At 72.2% G+C, this 12,006-nt stretch carries 9 protein-coding genes; 5 read left to right on the top strand and 4 right to left on the bottom strand.

What is annotated here, in order from left to right; genetic code table 11:
* Positions 1–29: 29 nt before the first annotated feature.
* The gene (rpe, locus tag H5965_RS34965; RefSeq protein WP_310975237.1) at positions 30–701 is read right to left on the bottom strand and encodes a ribulose-phosphate 3-epimerase; all 672 of its coding nucleotides are present in this window, start codon (positions 699–701) and stop codon (positions 30–32) included.
* 122 nt (positions 702–823) lie between these two features.
* Between rpe and H5965_RS34960 the strand changes: the two genes are divergently transcribed.
* The 5 genes from H5965_RS34960 to H5965_RS34940 all read left to right on the top strand — a co-directional run bounded on the left by H5965_RS34960 (position 824) and on the right by H5965_RS34940 (position 8,904).
* Entirely contained in the window at positions 824–2,023 is a 1,200-nt protein-coding gene (locus tag H5965_RS34960) for a histidine kinase (protein WP_310975085.1), read from the top strand.
* Complete coding sequence (locus tag H5965_RS34955) at positions 2,020–2,679, top strand: response regulator transcription factor (RefSeq protein ID WP_310975083.1); 660 nt, start codon at positions 2,020–2,022, stop codon at positions 2,677–2,679. The genes H5965_RS34960 and H5965_RS34955 overlap by 4 nt, the downstream gene beginning before the upstream one ends.
* 157 nt (positions 2,680–2,836) lie before the next feature.
* On the top strand, positions 2,837–4,231 hold the full coding sequence (phoA, locus tag H5965_RS34950) for an alkaline phosphatase (protein ID WP_310975082.1): 1,395 nt from the start codon (positions 2,837–2,839) through the stop codon (positions 4,229–4,231).
* 101 nt (positions 4,232–4,332) lie between these two features.
* Positions 4,333–5,436, top strand: coding sequence for a serine hydrolase domain-containing protein (locus H5965_RS34945; RefSeq protein ID WP_310975081.1), 1,104 nt, complete (start codon positions 4,333–4,335; stop codon positions 5,434–5,436).
* Positions 5,437–5,841: 405 nt separating this feature from the next.
* Positions 5,842–8,904 carry a hypothetical protein gene (locus H5965_RS34940; protein ID WP_310975079.1) on the top strand — a complete coding sequence of 1,021 codons (3,063 nt, stop codon included), beginning with the start codon at positions 5,842–5,844 and terminating at the stop codon, positions 8,902–8,904.
* Here H5965_RS34940 and H5965_RS34935 read toward each other — a convergent pair.
* The 3 genes from H5965_RS34935 to fmt are packed head-to-tail and all read right to left on the bottom strand — an operon-like array spanning position 8,898 to position 11,748.
* Positions 8,898–9,404 carry a flavoprotein gene (locus H5965_RS34935; protein WP_310975077.1) on the bottom strand — a complete coding sequence of 169 codons (507 nt, stop codon included), beginning with the start codon at positions 9,402–9,404 and terminating at the stop codon, positions 8,898–8,900. The two genes, H5965_RS34940 and H5965_RS34935, sit on opposite strands and share 7 nt — an antisense overlap.
* Positions 9,401–10,825 (bottom strand): transcription antitermination factor NusB, encoded by a 1,425-nt coding sequence (locus H5965_RS34930; protein WP_310975076.1) that lies wholly within the window; start codon positions 10,823–10,825, stop codon positions 9,401–9,403. Before H5965_RS34930 ends, H5965_RS34935 begins: the two co-directional genes overlap by 4 nt.
* Positions 10,822–11,748: a methionyl-tRNA formyltransferase gene (gene fmt, locus H5965_RS34925; RefSeq protein WP_310975074.1), complete on the bottom strand. Its 927-nt coding sequence runs from the start codon at positions 11,746–11,748 to the stop codon at positions 10,822–10,824. Before fmt ends, H5965_RS34930 begins: the two co-directional genes overlap by 4 nt.
* Positions 11,749–12,006: the final 258 nt, after the last annotated feature.

Genomic DNA, 12,006 nt, shown 5'->3' with positions numbered 1-12,006 from the left:
CCGGTGACTTCTCCGGTGCCGCTGCGGGGTCAGCCGGCCCGGCCGCGGGCCGCCTGTTCGCGCAGCGCGGCGACCGCCTTGCCGGGGTCACCGGCGCCGTAGACGGCGGATCCGGCGACGAAGCAGTCGACCCCGGCCTCGGCGGCCTGCTCGATGGTGTCGGCGTTGATGCCGCCGTCGATCTCGACGATCAGCTTCAGGTGCCCGGTGTCGACCAGCCGCCGCGCGGTGCGGACCTTCTCCAGGACGTCGGCGATGAACGACTGCCCGCCGAAGCCCGGCTCGACGGACATGACCAGCAGCGTGTCGTAGTGCTTGAGCGCGTCGAGCCACGGCTCGAGCGCGGTGCCGGGCTTGAGCGACAGGCCCGCCTTCGCGCCCGCGGCCCGCAGGTTCTTCGCCAGCGCGACCGGGTCCTTGGCGGCCTCGGCGTGCACGGTGACGTTGTAGGCGCCGGCCTCGGCGTAGCCGACCGCCCAGCGGTCCGGGTCGTCGATCATCAGGTGGCAGTCGATCGGCAGGTCGGTGCTGTCGATCAGGGCCTTCGCCACGGGCAGGCCGAGGGTCAGGTTGGGCACGAAGTGCGCGTCCATGACGTCGACGTGGACCCAGTCGGCGCGCGTCTCCCCGCCGGCCGCGACGGCGGCGATCTCCTCGCCGAGCCGGGCGAAGTCCGCCGCGAGGATGCTGGGTGCGATCAAAGGTCGGTCTGCCACGTCCCGAGTGTAGGAGGACCGCGCTAACGCCCGCTAACCGGTTGTGACCAGGATCTGGCTCCCGAGAGGGAGGTCACGGGCCCCCAGGGCGTCCTAACCTCGACCGCATGTCCGGATTCCTGGCGTCCCTGGTGCGGATCGGCAGCTACCGCAGCCTGCCGTACGCCGTCGCGTGTGCCGTCCTCACCCTGCCGATTTCCCCGTTCGCCTTCGCCGCGGCGGTGTCCGTCGAGGCCGATTCCCGCGTGCGGGCCCTGCTCGCCTTGCTCGCCCTGGCGGTGCTGATGGGGCTGCTGGGCCTGCTGGGGCCCGTCCGGCGGCTCGGCATCGGCCTGGCGAACACCCTGCTCGGCACGGCCGTTCCGGCCCCGGACGGGCGACCCGACGCCGGTTCGCGGCTGCGTTCGGGACTGTGGCTCGCCCTGCACACGGCGTTGAGCGGCATCCTGCTCACCGTGCTCGCCTTCCTCGGCCTGGGCCTGCTGGTGCCCGCGGTCTGGCTGGCCGGCGGCCAGGACACCATCAGCCTGTTCTGGGACGACGTCCCGCTCGGCGGGTGGACGGTTCCCTTCGGCGTCGTGCTGCTCTTCGCGGCGCTGGTGCTCACCGCGGGCGCCACCCGCGGGTTCCGGACCGGCGCGGAGGCGCTGCTCGGCCCGTCGGACACCGAACGCGCGGCGCAGGCCGAACGCCGCTCGGCCGTGCTCGCCCAGCGCAACCGGCTGGCGCGCGAGCTGCACGACTCGATCGGGCACACGCTGACGACGTCGACGATCCAGGCGGCCGCCGCGGCCGACCTGGTCGAAGCGGACCCGGCCCAGGTCCGGCGCGCACTCGGCACGATCGAAGAAGCGTCCCGGAGCGCTCTCGAGGACCTCGACCACGTCCTGGGCCTGCTGCGCGAGGAGCCGGCCGCGAAAGCGCCGACGCGCACGCTCACCGAAGTCGACGTCCTCGCCGTGCGCGCCCGCGAAGCCGGGCTCGACGTCCGGCTGGCCGTCTCCGGGCCGGTCGCCGCGCTGCCCGCCACGGTGTCGCGCGAAGGCTACCGGATCGTCCAGGAGGGCCTGACCAACGCGCTGCGCCACGCCGGTCCCGGCGCGGTCGACGTGCGCGTCGAGGCCGGGCCGGACCGCCTCGGCATCGCGGTCGTCAACGCGCTGCCCGGCGACGGGCCGCGGACCGGGCGGCGCGGGCTGGCCGGGCTCGCCGAGCGCGTCGAAGCCCTGCGCGGCGAGCTCGACGCCGGTCCGGACGGGCAGCAGTGGCGGCTGCGCGCGTCCATTCCGCTGCGGGCGGGCGCGTGACGCCCACGGTGCTGCTCGCCGACGACGAGCCGCTGGTCCGGACCGGGCTGCGGGCGCTGCTGGAGCAGCAGGGCCTGCCGGTGGTCGGCGAGGCGGCCGACGGCGGCGAGGTCCTGGCCGCGGTGCGGCGGACCGGGCCGGACGTCGTCCTGATGGACGTCCGGATGCCCGGCACGGACGGCATCGAGGCCACCCGGCAGGTGCTGGCGGCGCTCGCGGAACCCCCGAAGATCCTGGTCGTCACGACGTTCGACAACGACGACTACGTGCACGAGGCGCTGCTGGCCGGCGCGAGCGGGTTCTTGTTGAAGCGGGCGCGCAAGGAGGAGATCGCGCACGCCGTCCGGACGGTCGCCGCCGGTGAGTCCCTGCTGTTCCCGGAGGCGATCCGGCGGCTGGTGAGCGGACGGCGGCCGGGCGGCGTCCACGCGCGGGCGGCGAAGACGCTCACCCGCCGCGAGGCCGAGGTGCTGCGGCTGATCGCCACCGGACTGTCCAATCAGGACATCGCGGCGGCGCTGGTGATCAGCCTCGAGACGGTGAAGACCCACGTGGGCAACATCTTCGCCAAGCTCGGCGCCGGGAACCGCAGCCAGGCGGTGGTCATAGCGTACGAATCGGGCGTCGTCCGGCCGGGGCACCTCGGCGGTCATTAACCGACGTGCTCCCGGTCACCCGCGGGAAGTCATGAGTTCGGCCAGCGGCCACCCTCCGGTCACCTTCAGTCCCTCCGCGGCACACATGCGGGAGGACTAATGACCCGTGTCCGAAATCCGGGCGCTCACCTCCCGAAGTTCCCCAACGAGGAGAAACATGGCTTCGCTGTTCGCCGGCCGCCGCCGGTGGCTGGTCGCGGGCGCGCTCGGCGCCGCGCTGGTCGCCGCCGCTCCGGTCGCCCTCGCCACCAACGGCTCCGGCAACGCCGACGCGCGCTCGTCGGCCGGCACCGGTGACCGCACCGCCGACGTCCGCGCCGCGGTCCAGGGCGGCCACGCCCGCAACGTCATCCTGTTCATCGGCGACGGCATGGGCCAGTCGGAGATCACCGCCGCCCGCAACTACGAGCGCGGCGCCGCGGGCCGGCTCGCCATGGACGAGCTGCCGCTGACCGGTGACTACACGACCTACGCGGTCGAGCAGAACAACCCGGCCAAGCCGAACTACGTGACCGACTCGGCCGCGTCCGGCACCGGCTGGGCCACCGGCACCAAGACCTACAACGGCGCCATCTCCGTCGACGCCTACGGCAACGACGTCCCGACGATCCTGGAGCTGGCCAAGCGCAACGGCCTGCGCACCGGCGACGTCACCACCGCCGAGGTCCAGGACGCGACCCCGGCCGTGCTCGGCGCGCACGTCGTCAACCGCGACTGCAAGGGCCCGGTCGAGACGACCGCCAAGTGCGCGAAGAACGCCAAGGAGAACGGCGGCAACGGCTCGATCGCCGAGCAGCTGGTGCAGACCCGCCCCGACGTCCTGCTGGGCGGCGGCGCGAAGTACTTCAACCAGCCGGTGACGGCGGGCAAGTTCAAGGGCAAGACCGTCCTGGACCAGGCCAAGGCGGCCGGCTACACCGTGGTGAACACCGCGGCGGACCTGGCGGCGGCCAAGAAGGGCAAGCCGGTGCTCGGCCTGTTCGCCGACGGCAACATGCCGGTCAACTGGACCGGCCCGGCGGCCGTGCACGGCGGCACCGCGCCGGCCCGCTGCACCCCGAACCCGAAGCTGCCGGCCAGCCAGCCGAAGCTGGCCGACCAGACCCGCAAGGCCCTCGAGCTGCTCGACGACCGCCGCAGCGACAAGGGCTTCTTCCTGCAGGTCGAGGGCGCGAGCATCGACAAGCAGGACCACGCGGCCGACCCGTGCGGCCAGATCGGCGAGACGGTCGACTTCGACGCGGCGATCGCGGCGGGCACGGCGTTCGCCCGCAGCCACCCGGACACCCTGGTGCTGGTGACCGCCGACCACGGCCACAGCAGCCAGATCGTCGAGCCCACCGCCACCCCCGGCCTGACCGCGACCCTGGTCACCAACGAGGGCGCGAACATGACCCTGGCCTACGGCACGGCGGAAACCGGCGGCTCGCAGTCGCACACGGGCACCCAGGTGCGCATCGCGGGCCTCGGCCCGCAGGCGGCCAACATCGTCGGCCTGACCAACCAGACCGACCTGTTCGGCACCCTGAAGCGCGCCCTGAAGCTGCGCTGAGTGGTGGGGCAGACCCCCGGGTTGCCCGGGTGGTCTGCCCCATGCCCCCTGGTGCCGGCGTTCCCTAGCGTGGGGACTCCGAGACACCAGGGGGTTCTCTCATGCGGAAGTCATTGCGGGTCGTCACCGCCGGCACGCTCGCCGCGCTGCTGGCCGCCACCACGGCGGCCCCGGCACTCGCCGCCACGGCGCCCGCCGCCACGGCGGATCCGGTCCAGGCGGGCCTGGACCGGCTCACCACGCAGGTGCCGGGGGCCGAGGCCGTCGTCCAGGACGGTCACCGGACCCGGGTCGTGCGCAGCGGCACCGGCGACCTCGCGACCGGAAAGCCGTTCCCGCGCAACGGTTCCATCCGGGCCGGGAGCGTCACGAAGACGTTCGTCGCCACGGTCGTGCTGCAGTTGGCCGCCGAAGGCCGGGTGCGGCTGGACGCGCCGGTTTCCCGTTACCTGCCGGGGCTCCTGCCCGACGGGCGGATCACCGTCAGGCAGCTGCTCCAGCACACGAGCGGGCTCTACAACTACACGGACGACCTGGACCGCAGCGACCCGGAAACGTTGCGGCACCGCGGGGCCGAGCCGGCCGAGCTGGTGGCGATCGCGCTGGCGCACCCGGCGCTGTTCCCGCCGGGGACGAGCTGGTCGTACTCGAACACGAACTACATCGTGGCCGGGATGATCGTGGAACGCGTGACCGGGCGCGACCTGAGCGGCGAGATCACCCGCCGGATCACGCGGCCGCTGGGGCTGCGCGACACGTACCTGCCGCGCCGGGGCGACGAGAAGCTGCCGGAGCCGCACGCGGTGGGCTATCTGCCGGCGGGCGGGAAACTGGTGGACTTCAGCGACTTCGACGCCACGATCGCGGGAGCGGCGGGCGGGCTGGTCAGCACCCCGGCGGACCTGGACCGGTTCTACGGCGCCCTGCTGGGCGGCCGGCTGCTGCGCCCGGCCGAGCTGGCGGAGATGCAGCGGACGGTCCCGGCCGACCTGGGCGTGCCGAACGCCCGCTACGGCTTGGGTCTGGGCAGCGTCCCGTTGTCGTGCGGGCTGTTCTGGGGGCACGAAGGCGGGATACCGGGCTTCACCAACCTGGCCGGTGTGGGCCCGCACGGCCGCCGGAGCACGGTGGTGGTGAACCAGAACCCGGCACCGGGCGCCTCGGCGCAGCTGTTCACGGTCACCGAAGCGGCGCTGTGCTCGTAGGCCGGCGGTGCGGTGCCGCCTCCTCGGCAAGCACCCGCTCAGGACGCACACGACTCGTCCAGGTGAATGCTTCGGACGGCGGAGGAGCCGGCTCAGGTGCCTCGCCGACGACCACGCCGTCCGACGCCCCGGAAGGGTGAGAATTCGCGCCGTTGTCGCAGGTTGGCGACACCTGCGACAACGGCAGGCGGTCTTGACCAGCACAGATCGCTTCACTATTGGGTGAAAACCGTCCACAAGAGCTAACGAATCACGTAGTGGCCTTCGTCGCGGTGGCGGGACCGCTCAGCGCTTCGGGCGCCGCGGCGATGGACCAGGAGGAGCGGAAGGACCACGGTCGAGGCGGCAGGGGTGGGTACCGGTCGGGATCCCGCCCTTGCTCGAGCCGTTCGACACGAAGGAACCGTGAACCCGCACGTGAACGCCCGTCCACCCGCTGCGACACGCCATGCAGTCTATGACGCCACCGTCAGCCGGCTGGCCGTCCCACTGCCCGGTTGCGCTCCCAAGCAGCTCGAGATCGCGTCGTTGCGGAGCGAGGCTGGTGACGCCGCCTTGCCCGTCTTGACCCCCTACGTCGTCAGGGAGCACGACAAGGCGCTCGTCGACCTGGTCGAGCGCGCGGCGGCCGGAGAAAGTGGCATCGTCTCACTGATCGGGGAACCCGCGACGGGACGGAAACGGGCCGCTTGGGAAGCGCTGCACCACCGGGTGAGCGGTGCGTGCGGACCATCGCTGAACTCCTGGTATGTCTGGCCCGGAACGAGCCCCAGCGATCCCGTCACCTTGCTCGCGGAACTCGCGAAGATGCCCTCCCAAACCGTGTACTGGCTGGTCGGCGCCCACCGCTACTTCATCAACGCAGGAACGGAAACGGGCAACGAGGTGGCGCTCGCCCTCAGGAAGCTCCTCGCGGATCCGACGCGCGGACCGAACCTGGTCATCTGCACGTTCACACCGCAGGCCTGGCACTCGCTCATGGTCGTGCCGCCGGCGCAGGGCACCGACGAATACCAGCAGGTCCGGCTGTTGCTGGAGGACAACCGGATCGTGGTGCCCGACAGCTTCACGGAAGCGGAGGCCAGGAAGGCGGCCGAGTCGGGGGACCCACGCTTGGCCGAAGCCGGCGCCAGGGCGGCAGGTCGCAGGGTCATCCAGTACCTCGCGGCCGCACCTTGGCTGGATGGTGCCTTCGAGACGGCGACCCCGGCAGCGCGGGCGATCTTGCGTTGCGGCTTTGCGGTCCGGCGGCTCGGTCATGGCCGCTGGATCGCGCGGAGCCTGCTGGAGCGCGGTTCGCTGGGCTTCTTCACCGAACCGGAGCTAGAGGAACTCGACGAAAACTGGTTCTCCGTGGCGCTGGAGGAACTGACCCGCCGTGGCACCGGAGGTGCCAGCCTGCTGACCGGCAGGGCAGCGCCGGTGACGAACGCCGGTGGCGCACGCGGGCAATGGTTCCGACTGGACGAGCACATCGATCGCCGCTTCGTCAAGGACAGTAAGGGGCCGCAGGCCGCCGATGCGGGACTTTGGGCCGTACTGGTGGAATCGGCAGCAACCGACAGCCTCATGGCGCTGGCGGCCGAGTGCCGCCGCCGCGGTCTTCTGCTCCAGTGCAACCAGTTCTATCGCCGGGCCGCCGACGAGAAGGTTCCGGGCGCCGCTGAAGCCTTGATCGACCTGTTTCGCGAGGCGAAACGGGTCGAAGACATGGTCGAGGTCTATGCCGAACTGGCTTCGGCCGGCAACGACGAAGCGCGGCTCGACGCGGCGGAAGCCCTGATCGCCGCCCAGCGCAGGGTCGAGGCCATGAGGTGGCTGGAGCCGGTGGCCGGCTCGAGCGATCGTGCCCGGGTCTTGATGGCAATGGCGCTGGCGGAAGCGAACAAGCCGGCCTCGGCCGTCAATGGCTATCAGGCGCTGGCGAAGGAAGGTGTAGCGAGCGCGGCAGGGGCCGCCGCAGACCTGATGACCGACAAGAAGTCCGACGGCGGTTTGTGGGACGGCTATTCGGAAAACCGGTACGAAACCGCGATCGAGTGGTTGTCCGAACTGCTGGAGCAGCCCGGGATCGACACCCGCGGCAAGATCATCGAGCTGATGATCGCACGGGATGAGGGCAAGATAGAAAACGTGACCCGCTGGCTCCACGATCGCGGGCAGGACGGGGACCACCTGGCCTACCTGTACGGTGCGCGCCTGCTCGCCGAGCACGATCGAGCCGAAGACGCGCTTTCGTGGTGTGACACCGCTGTCGAATACGGCGTCGACGGAGCACGCGCCGCGATGGCGATGGTCTACGCGGAGGCCGGATTCCTCGACGCCGCGTTCCAGCACGCGAGGGCAGCCGCGGTGGAGGACCCCACCGTGCTGACGGCGATCTCGGAGATGTTCGCGCGCAAAGGTCTGCTGCAACGGGCGCTGGAGGGCTTCCGGCGAGCTGCCGACCTGGGTGACGTGGCGGCTTGGGCCCGTGCTGCCGAAGCAGCCGCCGAGGTCGGCTGGGGCGACGTCGCGGACGGCTTCGTGAAGCGCGCCGAGCAGCTGGGAATGGCCTCCGCGGCCCTTCGCCGGCGGGTCGCCGTCGCGATGTGCCGCTCGGGGAAGGCCCGGGAGGCGATCGAGTGGTACCTCGGCGGCGTCGACCTGGCCGATCCCGACGTGCTGGAGCCGATCAGTGACTTCCTGCTCGTGGACGAGACCTTCCACGCCGCCGCGGAGAAATACGCCCGGCTGGTCCACGTCAGCCGTGGGGAAGCGTTGAACTGGGTTGCCGAAAGCCTGCTCAAGATCGGGTATCGGGAACTGGACGCGCAGCGGCGCCACGTCGCCAACACCGGCGCGAACCTCTGGCCCAAGTTCAACAAGAAGATCGTGATTGCCGTCGAGTACTGGCTCCCCGCGGCCGCAACAGCGGGCTACGAACCGGCCTGGCTCCGTACCGTCGACGTGCTCCTCGATTTGGGGCGTTACGAGTCAGCTGCGCGCCGACTCCGGGACGCTCAGAAGGAGGCGGACATCCGCAGCGAGGTCCACGAGGTGATCATTCTCGCCTGGACGCACAAGGACAACGCCGACGAGGTGGTCGCGGTCGTCGAGGCCCAGATCGAACGTGGGATCACGACGGCGGTGGCGCGAACCGCGGTCGCCCTCCTGGTGCACGAGAAGACCGAGCACGCCGAGGGACTGCTCATCCGGGGGCGGGATGCCGGTGACCTGCCGTCACGGGTGGCGCTGGCCGATTTCTGGTGCCGGCACGAGAAACCGACGAAAGCGCTTGACGAGTACTTCGTCGCCCTGGCATCCGGTTGCGACGTTCAGCAGAAGATCGAGCAAGCCGTGCACGTGGCGCGCAACAAGGAGCTGCTCGACGATCTTCGCCGGTACGGAGTGACCCCGGCGGGGGAACCGGCGAAGCCTTGGGCCGCGGCCACCTCCAAGCTTCCCAGCCGATGCGGGTCTCACTGAGCTGGTGGCAGCAGGTCGAGGGCCTCGGTCCACGGCCGCCGGATGTCCAAGCGGTGCAGCGTCACCCCGGCGCCCTTCAGGGTGTCGAGGTGGCGCTGCCACGCCGGGTGGTGCACCCGGGTGTCCTGGATCTGGTACGCCACCACCACCGTGATCCCCGGCGCGCCCAGCACGTCACCCAGCACCGTCAACGCCTGGTTGTCCGCGATGCCGAGCGCGAGCTTGGCGACCGAGTTCGCCGACGCCGGCGCGAACAGGAACACCGCCGGGTCCGGGTGCGGCCGCGGCTCGCCGGGCAACCGGGAGACGCTGCGGACCGGCAGGTCCGTGCAGGCGGCGACGTCGGCGAGCGCGCCGGTCGCCTCGAGCCAGCGGTGCGCGGTCGGCGTCAGCGTGATCGCCGGCCGCCAGCCGCGGTCGGCGGCGGGGCGGGCCAGCTCGGCGGCGAACCGGGTGTCCAGCCCGCCGCACGAGCCGGCGACCAGCCCGAGGTCCCTCACGGTTTGCGCAGCACGGCGCAGAACATCGCGTCCGTGCCGTGGCGGTGCGGCCACAGCTGGACGTACGGCCCGTCGCCGAGCTCCGGGACACCCGGGAAGAACTCGCGCGCGTCCTGCACCTCGGCCTTCAGCCGCCGCGCCGTCTCCGCGAAGACGCCTTCGGTCTCCGCCAGGTGCGGCGAGCAGACGACGTACGTCAGCACGCCGCCCGGCCGCAGCAGCTCGTAAGCCGCGGTGATCAGCTCACCTTGCAGCTTCGTCAGGTCCGCGACGTCGGACGGCTGACGGCGCCAGCGCGCCTCCGGCCGCCTCCGCAGCGCGCCGAGGCCGCTGCACGGCGCGTCGACGAGGATCCGGTCGTACCCCGGCTCCAGTCCGCTCTCGCGTCCGTCGGCGACGTGCACCTTCACCGGCAACCCGCTCGTGGCCTTCTCGACGAGCTTCGCGCGGTGCGGCGCCTTCTCGACGGCGTCGACGGTCGCGCCGCTCAACGCGGCCAGCGCGCCGAGCAGCGCCGCCTTGCCGCCGGGGCCCGCGCACAGGTCGAGCCAGCGTTCGTCGGTGCCTTCGAGCGGCACCTTCGTCGCGGCGATCGCGCAGAGCTGGCTGCCCTCGTCCTGGACCGCGGCCAGCCGCTCGCGGACCGGCTCGGCGTCGGCCGGGTCGCCGGCGCCGGACGGCAGGCGGACGCCGTACGGCGAGTACGGCGCGGGGTCGCCGCCGGTGATCGCGGCGAGCTCGTCCGCGCTGATCTCGCCGGGGCGGGCGACGAGGTGGACCTCGGGGCGCGCGTCGTCGGCTTCCAGCGCGGCCTTGAGACCGGCGCCCTTGTCACCCAGCGCTTCGGCGAACGAGCGGGCGATCCAGCGCGGGTGCGCGGTGCGCAGCGCGTAGGCCCCGATCGGGTCGGCGGCCTCGTCCGGCGCCAGCTCGTCGAGCCACGCCGCTTCGTCCTTTTCGGACACCTTGCGCATGATCGCGTTGGCGAAACCCGTGGCCCACGAACCGGCTTCCGCGCGCACGAGGTCCACAGTGGACGTCACGGCGGCGTGCTCGGGGATGCGGGTGCGCAGCAGCTGGTAGACGCCGAGGCGCAGCGCGTCGAGCACCGCCGGGTCGGTCTGCTTAAGCGGGCGCTCGGCGCAGGCCTCGATGACGGCGTCGAGCAGGCCCTGGGCGCGCGACGCGCCGTAGGCGAGTTCGGTGGCCAGCGCGGCGTCCCGGCCGGTGATCCGGCGCTCGCGCAGCAGGTCCGGCAGGACCAGGTTGGCGTAGGCGTCCTTCGTCCGGACGGCCGCGAGGACGTCGAACGCGGCCTGCCGGGCGGCGTCCACCTCCGGCGGGCGGCGCGGCCCTTCCTTGCGCGGGGCCGGCCGGCCCCGCTGCGGCCGTGACGGGCGTCGTTCCCTGTGGTCGTTCACCGGAGGCGCTCTCCCTGGTCGATCCGTGTTCCGCGCGCCCAGTCGGTGGCCGCCATCCGTTTCTTGCCGGGTGCCTGGACTTCGCCGAGCCGCAACGGCTTCGTCGCCGTCCCGACCAGCACCCGTTTGCGCTCGACCACGATCTCGCCCGGCGGCGGGCCGGGCTCGTCGAGCACCGTGACCGGGCCGAGCTTGAAGCGTTCCCCGCGGAACTCGGCCCACGCGCCCGGGTCCGGGGTGACCGACCGGATCTGCCGGTCGACGGCCGACGCGGGATCGGCGAAGGACACGCGCGCGTCCTCGACGGTCACCTTCGGCGCGTAGCTGACCCCCTCGGCGGGCTGCTCGCGCGCGACGAGGCTGCCGTCGGCGAGACCGTCCATGGTGGACAGCAGCAGCTTGGCCCCGGACTCGGCGAGCCGCCCGAGCAGCGCGCCGGCGGTGTCGGTGGCACCGATCGTCTCGGTGACGACGCCGTAGACGGGGCCGGCGTCGAGTTCCTTGACGATCCGGAAGGTCGAGGCCCCGGTGATCTCGTCGCCGGCCCGGATCGCGGCCTGCACGGGCGCGGCCCCCCGCCACGCGGGCAGCAGCGAGAAGTGCAGGTTCACCCAGCCCAGCCGCGGAATGTCGAGGGCGGCCTGCGGCAGCAGCGCCCCGTAGGCGACGACGGGGCAGGCATCGGGCGCGAGCTCGGCCAGCCGCGCGAGGAAGGCGGGATCACCGGCGCGCGCGGGCGTGAGGACCTCGATGCCGTGTTCATCGGCAAGGGCGCCGACGGGCGACCGCACGACGCGGCGGCCGCGCCCGGCCTGCGCATCGGGCCGCGTGACGACGGCAACGACCTCGTGCCGCCCGGAATCGAGCAGGGCACGCAGGGCGGGGACCGCCGGATCGGGAGTGCCGGCGAAGACGAGCTTCATCGGCCCACCCCCGGCGGAAGCAGGGTTTCAGGTGGCTGGAACATCGAGGCCGAGTCTAGAAGGCGCCTCGCGGCCGGGCGCGCCAGTGCCCCGATGTGCCGAGTTGCAGCTCAGGCGCGGTTGTCCACATCGGGGTGGTGCTGTGGACAGCCGGGCCTCTTGCCGCCCTGCTGCCGCGAATGACTCATTCGGGACCTCCGAGGTCTCGAATGAGTCATTCGCGACGTTCCGGCCAGGGGATACGAGCGACCTCAGCCC

It is taken from the genome of Amycolatopsis sp. 505 (assembly GCF_031625235.1).
GTDB lineage: Bacteria > Actinomycetota > Actinomycetes > Mycobacteriales > Pseudonocardiaceae > Amycolatopsis.
The sequence above is the reverse complement of the archived record's forward strand: the minus strand, read 5'-3'. Positions and strand labels throughout refer to the sequence as shown.

Excerpts from the sequence above, each read along its gene's own strand:
- H5965_RS34945 (WP_310975081.1), top strand. The coding sequence starts at position 4,333 with ATGCGGAAGTCATTGCGGGTCGTCACCGCCGGCACGCTCGCCGCGCTG.
- fmt (WP_310975074.1), bottom strand. The coding sequence starts at position 11,748 with ATGAAGCTCGTCTTCGCCGGCACTCCCGATCCGGCGGTCCCCGCCCTG.
- phoA (WP_310975082.1), top strand. The coding sequence starts at position 2,837 with ATGGCTTCGCTGTTCGCCGGCCGCCGCCGGTGGCTGGTCGCGGGCGCG.
- H5965_RS34960 (WP_310975085.1), top strand. The coding sequence starts at position 824 with ATGTCCGGATTCCTGGCGTCCCTGGTGCGGATCGGCAGCTACCGCAGC.